The organism is Pseudomonas orientalis (genome assembly GCF_022807995.1).
GTDB classification, from domain to species: domain Bacteria; phylum Pseudomonadota; class Gammaproteobacteria; order Pseudomonadales; family Pseudomonadaceae; genus Aquipseudomonas; species Aquipseudomonas orientalis_B.
On the sequence record NZ_CP094351.1, the window covers coordinates 2815805 to 2833884 of the forward strand.

Below are 18080 nucleotides of genomic sequence, written 5' to 3' on the forward strand. Positions count from 1 at the left end.
GCCTCGTCCTCGAATGGGAGTGAAAATCGCTTTCGAGGTGCGGGAAACAGCGGCGATTTTCATGCGAATCACAGATTGATAGAGCGAAGATTACTTTTCGCCTAGGTGGTTTTTTTTGCTGCCATAAGGCTATTCAGGTCGCTGTAGGTATATGCGTCCAATGGATACTCGAAAAGCTTCCCCGTTCGCAAGAAGCTCGTTGCTATCGCCTTGTTGGCACCGTATAGGAACTCAGCGATGCTGGATCCGGCGCTTAGCCGGTTGACGCCTAGACTCTTCAATTGATCCATACTGGGCTGGCCGTTCCAGGCAAGCAGGTTGACGGGTAGCCGCGTTGCCTCGCACAGTGTAGCAATGTCGTTTTCCTCAACCATTCCAGCTGCAAAAATGCCGTCTGCACCTGCTTGCTCGAACAGCGATGCACGGAAGAGGGTCTCTGCCAATTGTCGCGCTGGTTCTACCAAACATCGCAGATAAACGTCAGTTCGTACGTTCACGAACAGGTCGATTCCATGCTTGTTTGCTACCTTCTTTGCCATTTCGATTTTTCGCAAAATCAGATCGGTGCTGCCTGTTCCGTCCTCAATGTTTATTCCTACAGCTCCAGTGCTAACTACGCAGTCAATAACTTTAGCAACCGACTCAAGGTCATCGGAATAGCCCCCTTCGACATCGACCGTGAGGGGGACTGTAAGCACTCGAACCATTGACTCAACTGTAGTAGTCAGCAATTTTAGGGGAAGTTGATTGCCATCTTGGTAGCCATGTGCCCAAGCAACGGCGGCGCTGCTGGTCGCGACAGCCTTACTCCCTACGCTCTCGACAATACGTGCGCTGCCAGCATCGCTCACGTTGGCGAGTACCAACAAATTATCTTGGTGAAGGTTGCGAAAAACCGCACTTAGTGGCGTCATTCAGTGGTACCCCGGTGAGAAAAGACAGATGCAGAGCGCGCTATCGTAAGCTGACTACACCGACGTCTCCACCGAGAAATCGACAGTGATTTAAGAGCTAGCGAATTGGACTTGCCCCTACAAAACCGGACACCAACTCCCCGTCAAATTGATGCTGCTACCAAGCGCCTGAACTCCCTCGGTGAGCGATAGTTCAAGGCGCTGTGCGGATGCTGCTCGTTGTAATGCTCGAAGGCAATTGCCAGGTTGCGCAGCGCCGTTTCTCGATCCGGCTTGGGCATGTGCGCAACGTAGTCACGTTTGATCGTCTTCACGAAGCTCTCGGCCATGCCGTTGCTCTGCGGGCTGCGCACCGGGGTGGTCACCGGCTGCAAACCGATCTGTCGAGCAAACAGGCGTGTCTGTTCGGCGGTGTACGCCGAGCCGTTGTCGCTTAGCCATTGAACCGGCGTTGCAGGCAGTTGATCACCGAAGCGTTTCTCTACGCTCTCCAGCATCAAGTCGCGGATGTCATCGCCGCTGTACCCGGTCGGACTCGCGACCCAGCCGATGGCTTCGCGGTCACAGCAATCCAGGGCGAAGGTCACGCTCAGTTTGGCGCCGTCCTCACAGCGGAACTCAAAGCCGTCCGAGCACCAACGCGTATCACTGGTTTGCACCGCAATACGACCCTCGTGCCGACGCGGCACGCCGGGCTGTTTGATGCGCCGCGCCAACAGCAGGTCGTGATCGCGCATGACCCGGTAAACCCGTTTCACATTGATCGCCGGCAGCGACTGGGTTTCACGGGCACGACGCAGCAATCCCCAAACACGACGGTAGCCATAGCTGGGCAGTTCGCTGATCTGTTGCTGGATTTCAACCACCAGATCAGCATCGTCCACAGGCCTGCGGCGCCGTACTTTGAGCGATACCGATTGCTTGATTCGAACCGTTAATTGCGAGCGCGCCACACCGAGACATTCGCTGACCAGCTTCACTGGTCGTCCCCCGGCAACAAGGGTGAGTGCGCAATCCATTTTCGCGACCGGGCGATCTCCACGGCCTCTTTGAGGATTTCTGCTTCCATCGTTTTCTTGCCCAGCATCCGTTGCAGTTCACGGATCTGCTTGAGCGCATCGCTCAACTCCGAGGCGGGCACAACGGCTTCACCGGCACTGACCGCCGACAGACTGCCGTCCTGATATAACTTGCGCCATAGGAACAGCTGGTTGGCATTGATGCCGTTGCGTCGAGCGACCACCGAAACGCTTTGCCCTGGCTCAAGACTCTCGCGAACCATGGCCAGTTTTTGCTCCGGGCTCCAGCGGCGCCGCCGCTCCTGACCCAAAAGCTCCCCACTCTTGTCGTTGCTATTAGTCATAAACATAACCGTTTGCCTATCCCTTATCGTAAGGGGGAAACGGTGTCCTGTCTTTCATGGGGCTCGTTCACGAATATAGTTTTTGCGGGCTAGGGAGGGCTGAATACCTTCTCAAAAGCCTGCTGAAAGACGTTGCCGTACACATTCAGCCATCGCAGGGATCGGGTAGATGACTTCCCCGGACGCTTACGTTTAATCCAACGAGGTATCTACGAAATCCGGGGCGATTCAAAAGACACTCAAGTGGAAAATGAAAGCAGATTTTGAAGAGCATGCTCAGGGCTTGCTTCGGAACAGATCTGATAAACAGAACAGGTTTCTGGACCGGGCCCTGTTAGGCGGATGCGAACTGGAACCGGGTTGAAGGCTCGCCGGCTGATCCACGCATCTAGGGATAACGTTTCAGTAAGAAATACCATAGATCTTTTGAACCCTCACCAAGTCAATGGATGTTTTCAAACACGCAACCAAGGACTGCTGATGGTGGGCGATGTTGGCTATTTGTCGGGGTTTGGTGGCTTCACTTCGGGCAGGGCTAACGTGTTCTGCACAGGAATCCGTTGCGCAGCATAACGCCGATTGATTTCGTCCAAGCACTCACGCATGGGGGCCTTAGCCTAAGGAACCTAGTAGCATGTTCTCTGTGTGGCCGATACGGCACGTCAACTAACTGTAGGTCAAGACATCATAGGAAGCACTCGCCAAGCGTGAGCACCTAATTGCGGCAGCACGATGACCAAGAGGGCTTAAACATGACCATGCCGATTGAACGTACCCGGGCAGTCATCCAAACGGGGGCGTTTCTGCTCGAGCTCTCCCGAGACTTATCGATGCCAGAAAGGGTACGCCGTGACGCCAAATTCCTCCTGCGTCACTATCCATCTCAGTTTCAGGTGCTTCTGGCAGGACGGATTGAAGAAGCGTCAGATACTGACGTGTCCCCGATGGGCCCAGTCTTCAGCTCCGCAATCGATAGCAGCTACCACACCCCGTTCGTTTGCTCTGCAGCCGACAAAGCTTCCAGAGGACATGCTGGGATCGCGCCATCAAAGCCGTGACTGACGCTCGAAAGGTTGTGTTTTTTACCGGCGCCGGCATGTCTGCTGAACGTGGAGTTCCGACTTTCCGTGACAAACTCACAGGCCTTTGAGAAAGGTACGATCCTGAGCGGTTGGGAACGGCAAAGTTTAGCCTTCAAAAGAACAGCAACACCGAGGACAGCGGAAAGAATGGAGCCCATTAGCACCCCAACCTTCACCTCATCGACCAAATGCAGGTTATCCGGGAAAGCCAGCGCCCCGATGAACAGGCTCATTGTGAAACCAATTCCGCACAGCAGCGCTACACCGTACAGCTGAGACCAATCACATTTCTCAGGCAGCTTGGCCAGCCCTGCGCGAATAGCCAGCGCAGCCAAACCAAACACGCCAATTTGCTTGCCTAGCAATAGCCCAAGCGTTACTCCCAGAGGTACCGGGTCGATCAGGTTATTGGGCGAGATACCGGCAAGAGAGACATCCGCATTGGCAAAACCGAAGATGGGTACAACGGCGAAAGCGACCCACGTGGGCATCACCAGGAACACAATAACGCTCAGTGAGGCCAGCAACATGCTGACCGACAAGCCGCTGGTGTAAAACAGGGCGATGATCAGTACAGAACCAAGGTCATCAAGAATCGCCAGCGCGGACAGAAAGATTCTCAACGAAATGGGCACACGTTTACCGAGCAGCGACAGTACGCCCAAGGCAAACGCGATACCGGTCGCTGCAGGAATAGCCGACCCTTGGCGAACAGTGCACGGTACTCAGCCGCGAAATGGCTGAGCGTCGTCTTGATGGTGATGCCAGGCTGGTTCATGTGGCTGGCAATTTTTTCTTATCAGCTAACACGTAACAGGAAGTCTAAAACCGTAGTTGAATATGCAGATCAATTCGGCTGAGTTTCTCCAAAAAAGCCTCTGCGCCAAGCCTGGCCAGCATCCGCTGACCAGGCAATGCAACTAAAGTCTGCTTGCGCCCCCGTTGCGATCTATCGGTCGATAGACTGACCGACACACCGTAATCCCGAACACTCAGGTACTCACCTGCCCTACCGCGCTCAATCCTCGAGCGCACGAACGCGCTGCATGCGCTTCTGCTCTACCGGTGCAGCGGCCACCTGCAGCTCAAAGTCGAAATCAATTCGCGCAAAGCGCCCTTGCACGCCCAACTCCCGCGCCAGTTGCTGATCGTCGCTGAAGCGGATTTCGGCGATCAGTTCATCGCGTGTGGCATACGCAAAATCGTCGTGCAAGTACGGGTCATCCGACAGGTTGATCTGAGTGGTCAGGTGCCGATAACCCGGAGCCGAAATAAAGAAATGGATATGCGCCGGCCGCTGCCCGTGGCGCCCGAGTTGATCAAGCAACTGTTGGGTCGGCCCGGTCGGCGGGCAGCCATAACCCGACGGCACGATGCTGCGGAAACGATAGTTGCCCTGGGCATCGGTTTCGATGCGTCGACGCAGGTTGAACTCCGATTGCGTCGGGTCAAACCACGAATACGTGCCGCCGGTATTAGCTTGCCACACATCGACAATCGCGCCGGCTAGTGGATTGCCGTCGGTATCGCGCACCTGGCCTTGCATGAACAGCGGCACGGCAGCATCGGTCCCATCATCCAGGCGCGCTTCGTACTTGGACAACGGCGCACCGGCCACGTAAAGCGGGCCCTCGATGGTACGCGGGGTGCCACCGGTCTTGCCGGCCTCGACATCGGCGGCGTCCATCAACATATCCAGATAATGCTCCAGGCCCAGCCCGGCGGCGAGCAGCCCAGCCTCCTGGTTCTTGCCCAGTTCGTTGAGGTAGTTGACCGCCTTCCAGAATTCCTCGGGAGTAACCTCCAGATCTTCGATGATGTTCACGGTGTCGCGCAAAATCCGATACACCAACGCTTTGGTGCGCGGGTTGCCTGCGTCGTTAAGTTTGCCGCTGGCTTCTTCGAGAAACTGTTGTGCGTGAGCGGTCTGGGACAGTCGGATGGACATGGTGCATTCCTCATCTTGTAATTATTGGGTGCGTGACAGGCTTAACGGTCGTCTTCATGGATCGACGAAGGGTGCCGGCACAAGGCATTCACTTCGATCGACATATAGGGGTAGAGCGGCAGTTGCATCAGCAGGTCGTGCAGGTCTTGCACGCTGTCGACATCGAACACGCTGTAGTTGGCGTAATGCCCGGCGATACGCCACAGGTGGCGCCATTTGCCTTCCTGTTGCAGACGCTGCGCCAGAGCTTTCTCATCGGCCTTGAGACTGGCCGCGCGCTCGGGGTTCATGTCCAGAGGCAGGTTCACGGTCATTTTCACATGGAACAACATGGCAGTTGCCTCTTAGTGTTTGTCACGACGGAAGAACGCCAGGCGCTCTTCATCGATGGCCAGGCCCAGGCCCGGTACGGTGGAGACATGCAGGTGGAAATCACGGTACACCAGCGGCTCCGTGAGGATGTCCTCGGTCAGCAGCAATGGGCCGAACAGTTCGGTGTCCCACGCCAGTTTGTTCAGCGTGAGGAATGCATGCGCTGACGCCAGGGTGCCGATACCGCCCTCGAGCATGGTGCCGCCGTACAGGCCGATGCCCGCCGCCTCGGCGATTGCCGCCGTGCGCAACACCGCGCGGGGGCCGCCGTTCTTGGCGATCTTGAGGGCGAACACCGACGCCGCGCCCTCGCGGGCCAGGTTGAAGGCGTCCTCCACAGATTCGATGGATTCATCCGCCATGATCGGTGCCGGGCTCGACAGGTTGAGCCGCGCCATACCACCGCGGTTATTGCGGGTAATCGGTTGCTCGATCAGGTCGATACCGTTGTCGCCAAGCACATTGCACGCGCGCAATGCCACCGCCTCGTCCCACGCCTGGTTAACGTCCACGCGCACACTGGCGCGGTCGCCCAGGGCCTTTTTGATTGCGATCACGTGGGCTAGGTCGTGGTCGACCTCACCGGCGCCGATCTTCAATTTGAAGATGCGGTGGCGGCGCAGGTCGAGCATCTTCTCGGCCTCGGCAATGTCCTTTTCGGTGTTGCCGCTGGCCAGGGTCCAGGCCACCGGCAACGCATCTCGCACGCGGCCGCCGAGCAGTTCGCTGACCGGCAGGTTCAAGCGTTTGCCCAGCGCATCGAGCAAGGCGCTTTCGACGCCGGACTTGGCAAAGGTGTTGCCCCGAATGCTGCGCTCCAGGCGCAACATGGCCGCATTGATATTGCTGGCGTCCTGGCCGATCAGCAGCGGCGCAAAATGGCGATCGATGTTGACCTTGATGCTGTCGGGGCTTTCATTGCCGTAGCTCAGGCCGCCAATGGTGGTGGATTCGCCGATGCCCTCGATGCCGTCGGCGCAGCGCACGCGGATGATCACCAAGGTCTGGTTCTGCATCGTGTGCATCGCCAGCTTGTGCGGGCGAATGGTGGGCAGGTCGACGATGATGGTCTCGATCGACTCTATGGCGCAAATGGGCATGGCGATACCTGTTGAGTTCTTTTTAGATTTGATCCGATTCTGTTCCCTATTTTTCAAGGCATCCAATATAGAATGGGTCTCGAACAATACCCTTAGGGTATGGAGGGAGTGATCATGGAACTACGTCACCTGCGTTATTTCCAAGCGCTTGGGGCAACCCTTAACTTCACCCGCGCCGCCGAACGCCTGCACATCGCCCAACCGCCCTTGAGCCGGCAGATCCAGCAACTGGAGGATGAGCTGGGGGTTGTTCTGCTCGAACGCGGCCGGCCGCTGCGGCTGACCGAGGCCGGACGGTTTTTTTATGAGCATGCCAATGTGCTGCTGGAACAGCTGAACACGCTGTGCGCCAACACGCGGCGCATCGGCCAGGGCGATAAGACTTGGCTGGGCATCGGCTTTGCGCCGTCGACCCTGTATGGCGTGTTGCCGGAACTGATTCGCATGCTGCGCACCCACGAGGCGCTGGAGCTGGAATTGGGGCTGTCGGAGATGACCACCTTACAACAGGTCGAAGCGCTCAAGGCCGGGCGGATCGATGTGGGGTTCGGGCGAATCCGCATCGACGACTCGGCCATCGTCCAGCGCGTACTGGTGGAAGATCGACTAGTCGCCGTATTGCCCGCCGGCCACCCGTTGCTGGCCGCACCAGCCACCCTCGCCCAGTTGGCCACAGAGCCTTTTGTGCTGTACCCCGGCAACCCGCGTCCCAGTTATGCAGACCATGTGATCGCGCTGTTCGACGCCCATGGCCTGAGCCTCAAGGTGGCGCAATGGACCAACGAATTGCAGACTGCCATTGGCCTAGTCGGTGCCGGCATGGGCGTGACGTTGGTACCGACCTCGGTGCAAGTGCTGCACCGGGCGGATATCGGCTATACGCCAATTGTTGAAGCCACCGCGACTTCGCCGATCATTCTGAGCCGGCGTGTGAATGACAAGTCGCCGGGGCTTACACATTGCCTGCACTTGGTGGAAGAATTGATCTGAGTCCCTCTGGCCGGGGTTGTCTGACCCCGGCTGCCGTTTGCCCCTCCAGCGAACGTGGTATTCAGCAAGCCTTGGAGGCTTCACCCAGGCGGTGATAGGCGCGGTTGAAATATACCAAGCCCTCGTCCGCACCGCCCTGGCGAATGGTCTGGACCTCACAGTAGAAGAAACTGTGGGAGCCCACTTCATGGACCTGCACGATCCGGCAGCCGAAATTGACCAGCGCGTCGAGCATCACCGGCGCGCCACTTTCCAGGGTGGTCCACCCCGTGACGGCGAAGCGCTCATCCATGCTCAATGCACGGTTGGCGAAAGCGCCGGACAGTTGCTGATGATCGCCGCACAGGGTGTTCACACACTGTGCCGTTGTGCTTGAAATGCTCGTTGGAATGGGAGGAACGGTTCATGCACACCAAGAGCGTGGGCGGTGAATCGGTCACGCTGCACACTGCCGAGGCGGTAAAACCGAACCGGCCCGCCACGCCATCGGTGGTGATGACCGAAACGGCACCGCCCAACATGGCCATTGCATTACGAAAGCTGCCTACGTCTACCATGATCGTTCCCCTTAGCTATCCAGCACGGGGTTTTGGATTTGGCTCGTGAACAGCACACTAGAATTTGGTCATTGCCGGCCTTTTCATCGTCCGTGAGGTACACGTCACGATGGTCCGGCTCGCCCTCGAGCACATCGCACAGGCAAAGACCGCATACGCCCTGCTCGCAGGAAATTTCGATCTTGATACCGACCTTCGCCAGCGCGGCAAGAATGCTCTGTCCTCCGGTCACCTGAACGGTCTTGCCAATGCGGGCTGCAACCACCTCAAAGCTGCCACCTGAGCTGTCCACGTCCACCTGGAAATATTCCTTGTGGATATGCGCGTCGGTGTAGCCCTGGTCGCGTGCGCCCTGGATCACCCAGTCCATGAAACCCGCGGGGCGGCAGGTATACATGTGCACGCCGGCCTCGCCCTTACCCAGCACCGTCGCCAGGTCGAGCTTCTGCTCAGGCCCTTCATCATCGAAGTGGGTGAACACCTGCGCGGCAAACGGTGCGCTGGTCAGCTCCGCGAGGAACGCACTGCGCCCGCGCTCACGCCCACAGTAATGCAGCTCGAAAATCTGACCGGCCGCGTGCAACGCATAGGCCATGGCGATCATCGGCGTGACACCGATACCGCCACCCAATAGCACCGAACGCCGCGCGTCGGCCGCCAGCGGAAACAGGTTGCGCGGCACACTGATCTGCAACTCACGCCCTTCGAGCAGGGTTGCTGCACAGCGAGTACTGACGCACCAGCCCCGGCCCGATATGGATATCGACGTGCGCACCGGCATCAAACGTCGGCAGCGGCGCGCCGTCACGGCGGGTCAGGTCCAGGACGACAACGCCGTCCCCGTGCAACTCGCGCTTGCGCACGACTACGTCCAACAGTTCTTCAGTCATGGCCGTTATTCCATGGAGTTCGTAAAGGCCGCCGTGGCGGCCGGTATCAGTCAACGCATGAACAGGCCGCCATTCACATCCCAGGTGGCCCCGGTCGTGAAATAGGCCTCTGGCCGTGCCAACTGCACAATCAAGTCACCGAGAAAGTCCGCGTCGCCCAGGCGTCGCACCGGAATATTCGCCAGCAGGTCCGGCAGGCGTTCGACCGGAATCGCCGCGCGTACCGCCGCCGACTCGATAGGGCCAGGGGCAATGGCATTGACAGTCACCCCGCGGGCGGCAAACTCCTTGGCGAAGATCTTGGTCAGCGTCACTATGCCGCCCTTGCTCGCGGCATAGTGTGCGCCGGTCGCAGTACCGCCGTTCTGGCCGGCCAGGGACGCCATGTTGATGATCCGCCCATAGCCGGTTTCGGCCATGTACGCGCCCAGCACCTGGCAGCCGAGGAACACGCTGCGCAGGTTCAGGCCCACCACGGCGTCGAATTCCTCGGGGCTGATCTGCATCAGCGGCGTGGTCTTGGTGACGGCAGCGTTATTGACCACTACGTGCAGCGCGCCGAAGCGCACCAGCACCTGGTCCAAGCCCGCTTCGAAATCGGCTTTGCTCCCGGCGTCCAGTTGCAGCGCAAGCGTGCGCTCGCCGCCCGGGTCCAACTGATGGGCGCACGCCTGTGCGGCTTTAAGGTTGAGGTCGGTGATCGCCACCGAGTACCCGGCCCGCAGGAGGCTGGCGCAGAAATGCTGCCCCAGCCCCTGCCCCGCGCCCGTCACCAATGCGATATGGCTCATTTCGGCGCGCCTCAAAGGATGTAGCCGATACCGGCAAGGGCATCGTCACTGTTGATAAGGCTGACCACTTTGCGCTGGATCTTGAAACCACCGTCGCAGCGGATCAGTTCGTAGGTGAGGTCGGCGCTGTAGAACTTCAGGCTTTCCTTGCGGAACTCACGGATGTTCTGCGCGCAGCGCACAGTCACCTGCACGCCGTCATCGGCCCACACCCGGAACCGCGACTGCATGCGCACCGTGCGCGGTTGCGGGCTGGTTGAGATCGATTCGCCGCCGGTCAGACGCCGCACCCGCAGTTTACGCATATGATGATCGTCGTAGGCGTAGTTGAGGGTGTTCTCGAAGTCGGTTTCCTTGGGGGCGATGGGAATGATGTAGGTGCCCTTCTCGGTCCACATCTTCAACCAGCCGTCGTATTCTCCGTGGGCGAGCATGTCGCCTTCCTGCCAGATGAAAGCGGTCACTTCTTGCAGTAATTGCAGGTTCATAAGGTTCTCCACGGATCAGGCCGACATCATCTTTTTCCACTGCCGATAGGCGGCGCGCATACCGGTTTCGGCACTCACGTCGGATACCAGCCCGTCTGCGCTGGCCTGCTCGCCGGGCAAGCCACGGTTTAGCATGATCCACAGATCTTCACCGGCGCTGGCGCCCTTCTGTACCCGCTCCCAAGCCTCGGAATCGTCCGGAGTGCCGAAGCCATCGGCCCCTGGAAGTGCTCATGCAGGCGCAGTCGATAGCGGTTGGCAACGGCCGGCCCGCCGTCCATGGTTATCACCGAGTGGTGGATTTCGGTCTCGGTCACCGAGATCGGCTGCAGCACCCGGAAAAACGCCATCGAGCATGCAACGTTGGGGAACAGGTTGAGGTTGAAGCCGGTGCCGCCGACCGCACGCACGATCCGGCGCACCTGCTGCTCCTCGATGCCCTCGTCACGCAGCTCGGCGGCCAGCTCTTCGAAGCGCTCGGGAATCGGCTTGTCCAGGTCGGCTTCGAGGTCGATCAAGTCGGGAATCATCACCATCACGCCGTGGCCGTTGCCCAGGTCCTCGACGTAGCCAGGTCCTTTGACGAAGTCGAACAGCGCCAGGGTCTGCTCATCCACCGACGACAGAAAACTCTTGTGCACCAACGGGAAGTGGTAAGCGTCGGTGGTGTTTTCCAGCTGGATCTTCCAGTTGCCGGGGAAGCGGAAACGGTGCTCGCCCGGCACCTTGATGCCATAACCAGCGCCCTGCTTCATGAACAGGTCCATCCATTTTTTCGCCGCACCGAGGTAGTCCTCCAGCGGCTCGATGTCGTCCTTGAAGGTGGCGAAGATCATGCCGGCGTAGCTTTCGGTACGCAGGCTGACCAGCGGCAGCTCGGCCTTGTCGATGCAGTCGTCGTAGCTTTCCGGGTGTGGGATGCCACGCAGTGAGCCGTCGAGCGCGTAGCCCCAGCCGTGGTAAGGGCAGACGAAGCTGTTGGTCTTGCCTTTTTTGTGTTCGCACACAGTGGCGCCACGGTGGCGACAACGGTTGAGCAGCACGTGCACGTCTTTCTTGCGGTCACGCACCACGATCACCGGCTGCTTGCCGATATAGGTGGTCTTGTAGCTGCCGTTGTCGGGTATCTCGCTTTCGTGGGCGACCCAGATCCAGGTGCTATAGAAAATCTTCTCCAGCTCGGCGTCGAACAGTTGCGCATCGGTATACATCGAGGTGTGGACGCGATCGGCCTGCACCCGTTCAGCGGGGTCGACGGCGAGGTTTACAGCGGGAATCAGCATGCTCATGGAAGTATCCTCGTCGGCATCAAGTACGCTGAATGATCAGCTCGCGCCCAACCCGGGCTTCAACCTTGGTGTAGCGCCACAGCTTGTAAGGGCCATCGCCCACCGGGGTGCTACGAAACAGGTTGCACATGGCATGCACGGTCTGGATATCCGGCACGTCGGCCAACAGGTAGGTGGTCCAGGGGAAGCCATCGGACGGCCCGACCATGCTCTGGTCGTCATCCATATTGCCCAGCACCTTGACCCCGGCCAGGTCGTGGATACCGTTCCACATTGCACTGAACGCGGCCCACACCTGCAATTGCTCGTCGCGCGCAGCATCGAAAAAATTCTGGTTGATTCCCATGCAGAACAGCACGCGCAAGGTCTTTTTATCGCTCATTTTATTTCCTCGACGGTTAGTGGTAGCCAGGCAAAAGCTATTTGCCGAAGAACATGGCTCCGGCGTTTTGATAAGTGATGTCGCCCATGAAAGCGTGCTGGGTTACCACCTGGGCGTCGTTGACGCAGCTGTCAGGAAAGTCGATGGGGCTAAAATCGTGAGTGCTCCAGACAAAATAGTCTTGGAAAACGCAACGCCAGAATAAAGCGGCCAAGAACCGCTCAAAAAGAGTGGCTGTCTAAAAAGGGTGCCCTCGGGAACGAGGGCACCTCCACCAAGGAGCAAAAGTGGAAACTATTCCAAGCGCACGGATGAAACGCTCTGCCGGTTTCCATTACTGACTGCGTTATTTACGTCATGCTTTTCTTTGATCAAGCTAGATCTCGCAAGAAGTACAGAACGTTTGCCAGGCAAAACTCGGCGATTCGACGGTGGGCTATGGCGTGTCTAGGGATACAACTTTATCTAAACGGGCAGGAACAAAAACAGGTGACATCATTCACCTGCCAGGTATCAAAATGTCGTAGCAAACACCAACTGGGTGTACATATTTGTATCGTTGTTACCCAACTGCGTCCCCCCCTTCTCTGCGCTCTTGCCGGGCTGGTAGATGCCTAACAACGGCAAAACGGTCAAGTGCTGATTAACGCGCCATTCGGCATACAAGTCGATTTCATGACCATCGGTGTTACGCACGTTACGATCGATGGTGTCGTAATTAAAGTACATGGCTCCGAGGGTCAGGCTTTCCAAAGGAGAGACCTTGAATGTAACATTCTGGATACGAGCGTTATTGTTGAAGGGGCCGGCATAGTTACTTGCCACTTCACCCTGGAACCATGTGCCGTAACCACGACCCGTTCCATAAAACAAGGTGTCGTAACCCTCTGAAAAGCGGCTGTAGCGATAGCTGGCGCTCGGCTTCCACGGGGCATCAGCAAAGGTCCACCCTGCTTCCAGATACCAAGCGTCCTCATTCGCCGCATTCGGTTTGTTTTGCCTGGCGTATTCACCCGACAAAAACAGGTTTTCCACGCCCGCATTACCCACTGCGCGCACGCTGTAGGTCTTCATGCCGTCACGCTCAAGCTGCAGGGGCGAAGCGTACTGTTCAGCGATTTTCGTGGTGTTGACGTACGTCAGGCCAACCGTACCGGCTGCAGCCACGTGTTCCAGCGTACTGACGTACATCTCGGTATTGGCCTGAGAGGGGTTATCGGATTTAAGCCACATCAGATCGCCACGCCAGCCCTCTTTACCGCCAATGCGCAACACGGCTGTCTTATCGAACGCTTTGCGGGCAGCCACGTAGAAAGCACCTCCACGATTGTACTGTCCGTCGCCGAGGCCGCGACCCGCACTGAAGGCGTCGCCCTGAATAAGGAAGCCGTCGCCCACTGCAATATTCTGTCGACCGAATGAAAAGTCGATGCCGTCTTTGCCAAGGACTTCAAATAGGTTGCCCGAGCGCCATCCCAGATAAGCATCTTCAATCTTGGTGGTGCGCTCAGATCCATCAGTGTAGCCTGCAGCATCCCCGTCCCCCCAAGTGGCCGAACTGACCAATGAGAAGGCACCATAGGCCGTCCCTGCGCCTCGCAATCCCTGATCGCCGCTCACGCCATACTTGATGTAGCCCTCTCTCCATGTGGACGCTCCCTGTGTTAACCGGCCAGAGGCTGGATAACTTTCACGACTGTGGAAAACGCCAAAAACCGCATCCAGGTTAGCATTGAGATGGGTGTCATCTCGGGAAAAAAGCTCGTAAGCGCCCGCGGGAGTTGTTGCATTGAACAGTGCAGCGAGGGTACAAAAGTGAAGCAGGGAATATCGACGCATGGTTGCATTTCCATTTTTTTTATTGGGTTAAGCGATGCATTAAATGGGCTATTCCTCACCTGCATTTAAATGCCGCCAGGATTCTGCAGTCGTTGGGGTAGTCAATGCGAGCTACTAATTAATAGTTGCGCAGTCTATTTTTTAACATCTGTTGCTTTTTTTAAATTTTCACCTCCTCGCGATAGCTTGCTTGAATAACTCTCTACCAGGCCTAACATGAGCATTATTATCTGTACAACAATCGCATGAGTCTGACGTGCTTTTTCTGTAGAGCATGTGTCAAGTATAAGAAGGGCTAAAAACTTAACTATGCTGACCTAGCATAAAACACCCGCCTCTACAGAGACTGATATTTAAATCTATAACCGACACCCTCAGCAGACACTGTTCAACCCCGACAAATTGCCTTCCGATCAAAACGCTTGGCGAGTGTCAGAAGGCACCGCTCTTATAGCCGGCAGAAACAGTGCGGACACTCCTCGTCTCCGGCACCCGAACTGTTAACTTAAAGTATATAACCTATCCCGGCGAGTGCGTCGTCAGCGTTGATCAAACGAATCAACTTACGCTGAATTTTGAAAGTATCACTGACGCGCTCAAGCTCGTAGACGATGTCGGCGCTGTAATGTTTGAGCGAGTCCTTACGGAACTCCCGCAAGTTTTGCGCGCAACGGACCGTCACTTTTTCATTGCTTTCGAACAGCACACGAAAACGTGACAGGGTGCGCACGGTACGCGGCTGCGGGCTGGTGGAAATCGAATCACCTCCGGTCAGACGCTGGATTCGTAACTGACGCATGTGATGATCGTCATAGGCGTAGTTGAGGGTGTTTTCGAAGTCTTCTTCCTTGGGATTGATCGGGATAATGTAAGTACCCTTTTCGTTCCACAGGCTCAACCAGGTTTCGAATTCGCCATGGTCGAGCATGTCGCCTTCAGCCCAGATAAAAGCGGTGACTTGATTCAGTAATTGCAGGTTCATTTACTTAGTCTCTGCCGTCATCATCTTTTTCCACTGCTGGTAAGCAGCGCGCATGCCGGTCTCGGCGCTTACGTCGCTGACCAGCCCGTCTTCGGTCGGTTTCTCACCCGGCAGGCCACGGTTCAACATGATCCACAGGTCTTCGCCAGCACTGGCGCCTTTCTGCACACGCTCCCAGGCTTCGGAATCGTCCGGAGTACCAAAGCCCATCGGCCCCTGGAAGTGCTCATGCAAACGCAGGCGGTAGCGGTTGGCTATAGCCGGGCCGCCGTCCATGGTGATTACCGAGTGATGAATTTCCGTCTCTGTCACCGATATCGGTTGCAGCGCGCGAAAAAACGCCATGGAACAGGCAACGTTGGGGAACAGGTTAAGATTGAAACCCGAGCCACCGACAGCACGAACAATACGGCGTACTTGCTGCTCTTCGATACCGTCTTCGCGCAATTGCGCAGCAAGCTCCTCGAAGCGCTCCGGGATCGGTTTGTCGAGATCGGCTTCAAGATCCACCAAGTCGGGGATCATCACCATTACGCTGTGCCCATTACCAAGGTCTTCGACGTAACCCGGCCCTTCAACGAAGTCGAAAAGTTTAAGGGTTTGCTCATCTACCGATGCCAGGAATGACTTGTGCACCAGCGGGAAGTGGTAGGCGTCTGTGGTATTTTCCAACTGGATTTTCCAGTTGCCCGGAAAACGGAAACGGTGCTCGCCTGGGACCTTGATCGGGTAACCGGCGCCCTGTTTCATGAACAGGTCGATCCATTTCTTGGCAGGCCCGAGGAAGTCGACCAGTGGTTCGATGTCATCCTTGAGAGTGGCAAACAGCATGCCCGCATATTCTTCAACACGCAGGCTGACCAGAGGCAGCTCGCCCTTATCGAGGCAATCACCGTAGCTTTCAGGGCTCGGCACACCACGCAGTGAACCATCCAGCGCGTAACTCCAGCCGTGATATGGGCAGACAAAGCTGTTGGTCTTGCCCTTCTTGTGTTCGCATACCGTAGCGCCGCGATGGCGGCAGCGGTTGAGGTGCACATGGACCTGTTTCTTGCGGTCGCGCACCACGATCACCGGCTGCTTGCCGATGTAGGTGCTTTTGTAGCTGCCCGCCTCCGGGATCTCGCTGACGTGCGCGACCCAGACCCAGGTACTGTAGAAAATCTTTTCCAGTTCCATGTCAAACAGCTTGGCATCGGTGTACAACGACGTGTGCACGCGGTCGTGCTTGACCAAGCTTGCGGGCTCCATATCAAGCCCGACAACGTTAATTAAATCGCTCACAATTAATTACCTTTCTATCGCAATGTGACGAGAGTTATTTTGAAATAACCTTAAGCCCGCACCCACACCTCATCAACCGCCGACCGCGAGAGGTTTATTGTTTTAAAGACAACAAGCGTCAATCCACCTGGATCAAGCTTAACGGCGGTGTAGGCATGGCCTATATCATTTGATCCCGGAAGAGTCAGCTTTCCTGATGCGCCCCTTGATTATCCCGTAGATAAATAAGACAACCAGAAGTAATGGAGTGCCATTGACCCAGGCAGATTCACTGCCCGTTAGCATGCCGTAATTATCGTAGATGAGATAAACGGCAGTACTCAGCCCAGCCAGTGCGATGAGCGGGCTGAGTAACGTTTTAAAATACCGTTTATCGTTGGCTCTTTTGAAGTGAACGACGACCCCCAATGTGACAAATGTCTGAAGCCCTATCAATCCAAGCGTCGACAATGCCACCGTTACGGGAAACAAAAATACAAAGGCGTCATAGCCCAGGGAGGAAGAGACGATAATGGTCAGCGCGACGAGCACGGTTACAAGAAGACTTGCATTGGCTGGAGATTTTTTCGTTTCATGAACATGTGAAAGAACATTCGGCAAGTGCCTGTCTTTGGCCAAAACTTGAACATACCGCGTCGCAGCATTATGCAGTGACAACAAACAGCAAAAGTTGCTGGTGCACAGCATGAGGGAAACAATTGTCGCCATCGTGCTACCCAAACGAGTCGTGAACAAATTGATGACCAACCCGCCCTTCGCTATTGCTGCCTCGTCCTTGATGGAGTCAAACCCAACCTCACCGATGATCAGCCAGATAATGATCAAGTAGGCGACGCCTACCAAAACGACCGCCAAACGAGTGGCATGCGGAATGGTTTTTGCTGGCTTCCTGGCTTCCATCGCATAAAGCGCGGCGGACTCGACACCGAGGAATGATGCCAGCGCCACCATGAGCCCAACCCCCAGCCCCGGCAACATTATTGCGTCTACCGAGATGGCTTGAACCGGGAAGGCGTTAAGACCTTTATCCAAGAATATGGAAATACCCAGTAGAAAAAGCACAAAAAACTCTGCAAGCACCAAAGGCACGAGGATCTTTGCCGCAAAATCAATATTCGCCCGACCCAGGTAACAAATCGCCCCCACGTATAAGACGGTCCATGCTGCCCAGCCGATATCAATACCAAACCCTTGCATGGTCATATTCGTGTAATACCCGGACGCCACAGCAATCGCCGTAGTAATCGCCAGATAAGAGGCTAAGGCAACCCATGCCGCCCCCGCTCCTACGCCCCGTCCAAAGATCACCGTGAGGTACTTGTAAAATGCGCCGGCCCCCGGGACCGCCCGGATTAATTCGCCATAGCCTATCGAGAAAAAAATCATCAGAATTCCCGCCAGCAGGAATGCTCCGGCAAGGCCAGCGCCATTACCGTGCTCAAAAGCGATGGGGGCCGCGGTGAGAACCGCCCCTAACGGTCCTGCGGCTGCAATCACCAATAACGCGATTTTATAAGCACTTAGATTACCTTCTAATTGCTGGCCGCCTGCAGGCACATCTGCAGATAGGGGTTCGGATAGCTCTGTCATCCCAATTCTCCACTCTAATTATTTTATGAATAACGGAAATAAATCGATGCAGCAGCGTCCTTGCGGACCAACGCGAGCGCTCCTCAAGCGCAAGCGATACCTGCCCGCTGCCCCTGAAAACCGCAGCCTGGCTATTCTTTATATCGCTCTTCACTCGTTGCCAAGTTCACCAAACTCTTATCTTGCCAAAAGGCGGGTACTCAGAAACTCAAACCAATC

At 56.6% G+C, this 18080-nt stretch carries 14 protein-coding genes and 4 pseudogenes; 2 read left to right on the top strand and 16 right to left on the bottom strand.

Features of this window, described 5'->3' with window-relative positions:
• Positions 1-101: 101 nt before the first annotated feature.
• Together MRY17_RS12460 and MRY17_RS12465 are read right to left on the bottom strand one after the other, a co-directional pair.
• Positions 102-914 (bottom strand): isocitrate lyase/PEP mutase family protein, encoded by an 813-nt coding sequence (locus tag MRY17_RS12460; RefSeq protein ID WP_015372096.1) that lies wholly within the window; start codon positions 912-914, stop codon positions 102-104.
• A 143-nt stretch (positions 915-1057) separates the two neighbouring features.
• Positions 1058-2277 (bottom strand): IS3 family transposase gene (locus MRY17_RS12465; protein ID WP_431768381.1). Its coding sequence is split into 2 segments (ribosomal slippage): positions 1058-1932 and positions 1932-2277, totalling 1221 coding nucleotides; the frame shifts between segments, so codons are not numbered across the junction.
• Between the two features lie 758 nt (positions 2278-3035).
• On the opposite strand from MRY17_RS12465, the gene MRY17_RS26475 reads away from it, so the two are divergent.
• Positions 3036-3335 (top strand): BPSL0761 family protein, encoded by a 300-nt coding sequence (locus tag MRY17_RS26475; protein ID WP_305117495.1) that lies wholly within the window; start codon positions 3036-3038, stop codon positions 3333-3335.
• 140 nt (positions 3336-3475) lie between these two features.
• On the opposite strand, the pseudogene MRY17_RS12470 reads toward MRY17_RS26475, so the two are convergent.
• The 4 genes and pseudogenes from MRY17_RS12470 to MRY17_RS12485 all read right to left on the bottom strand — a co-directional run.
• Positions 3476-4063, bottom strand: a pseudogene (locus tag MRY17_RS12470) (Na+/H+ antiporter NhaA); the annotation flags it as partial.
• 314 nt (positions 4064-4377) lie between these two features.
• Positions 4378-5307: a catechol 1,2-dioxygenase gene (catA, locus tag MRY17_RS12475; protein ID WP_243353868.1), complete on the bottom strand. Its 930-nt coding sequence runs from the start codon at positions 5305-5307 to the stop codon at positions 4378-4380.
• 41 nt (positions 5308-5348) lie between these two features.
• The gene (catC, locus tag MRY17_RS12480) at positions 5349-5639 is read right to left on the bottom strand and encodes a muconolactone Delta-isomerase (RefSeq protein WP_124377915.1); all 291 of its coding nucleotides are present in this window, start codon (positions 5637-5639) and stop codon (positions 5349-5351) included.
• Between the two features lie 12 nt (positions 5640-5651).
• Positions 5652-6779, bottom strand: coding sequence for a muconate cycloisomerase family protein (locus MRY17_RS12485; protein WP_243353869.1), 1128 nt, complete (start codon positions 6777-6779; stop codon positions 5652-5654).
• Between the two features lie 114 nt (positions 6780-6893).
• On the opposite strand from MRY17_RS12485, the gene MRY17_RS12490 reads away from it, so the two are divergent.
• Positions 6894-7769, top strand: coding sequence for a LysR family transcriptional regulator (locus MRY17_RS12490; RefSeq protein WP_124377917.1), 876 nt, complete (start codon positions 6894-6896; stop codon positions 7767-7769).
• Positions 7770-7830: 61 nt separating this feature from the next.
• Here the strand turns inward: MRY17_RS12490 and MRY17_RS12495 are convergent.
• The 10 genes and pseudogenes from MRY17_RS12495 to MRY17_RS12540 all read right to left on the bottom strand — a co-directional run bounded on the left by MRY17_RS12495 (position 7831) and on the right by MRY17_RS12540 (position 17861).
• Positions 7831-8251: pseudogene (locus tag MRY17_RS12495) on the bottom strand (flavin reductase).
• Between the two features lie 49 nt (positions 8252-8300).
• Positions 8301-9216: pseudogene (locus MRY17_RS12500) on the bottom strand (PDR/VanB family oxidoreductase).
• A gap of 50 nt (positions 9217-9266) precedes the next feature.
• Positions 9267-10007 (bottom strand): SDR family NAD(P)-dependent oxidoreductase, encoded by a 741-nt coding sequence (locus tag MRY17_RS12505; RefSeq protein WP_243353870.1) that lies wholly within the window; start codon positions 10005-10007, stop codon positions 9267-9269.
• 11 nt (positions 10008-10018) lie between these two features.
• Positions 10019-10495 carry an aromatic-ring-hydroxylating dioxygenase subunit beta gene (locus tag MRY17_RS12510; protein WP_243353871.1) on the bottom strand — a complete coding sequence of 159 codons (477 nt, stop codon included), beginning with the start codon at positions 10493-10495 and terminating at the stop codon, positions 10019-10021.
• A 15-nt stretch (positions 10496-10510) separates the two neighbouring features.
• Positions 10511-11784 (bottom strand): annotated as a pseudogene (locus tag MRY17_RS12515) (aromatic ring-hydroxylating oxygenase subunit alpha).
• A 19-nt stretch (positions 11785-11803) separates the two neighbouring features.
• Complete coding sequence (locus tag MRY17_RS12520; RefSeq protein ID WP_243353872.1) at positions 11804-12166, bottom strand: IacB protein; 363 nt, start codon at positions 12164-12166, stop codon at positions 11804-11806.
• Positions 12167-12679: 513 nt separating this feature from the next.
• Positions 12680-14005 carry an alginate export family protein gene (locus MRY17_RS12525; RefSeq protein ID WP_243353873.1) on the bottom strand — a complete coding sequence of 442 codons (1326 nt, stop codon included), beginning with the start codon at positions 14003-14005 and terminating at the stop codon, positions 12680-12682.
• Positions 14006-14510: 505 nt separating this feature from the next.
• Positions 14511-14987: an aromatic-ring-hydroxylating dioxygenase subunit beta gene (locus MRY17_RS12530; RefSeq protein ID WP_003173913.1), complete on the bottom strand. Its 477-nt coding sequence runs from the start codon at positions 14985-14987 to the stop codon at positions 14511-14513.
• On the bottom strand, positions 14988-16271 hold the full coding sequence (locus tag MRY17_RS12535) for an aromatic ring-hydroxylating oxygenase subunit alpha (RefSeq protein ID WP_065884344.1): 1284 nt from the start codon (positions 16269-16271) through the stop codon (positions 14988-14990). It abuts the gene before it with no gap.
• 165 nt (positions 16272-16436) lie between these two features.
• On the bottom strand, positions 16437-17861 hold the full coding sequence (locus tag MRY17_RS12540; RefSeq protein ID WP_065884345.1) for an APC family permease: 1425 nt from the start codon (positions 17859-17861) through the stop codon (positions 16437-16439).
• Positions 17862-18080: the final 219 nt, after the last annotated feature.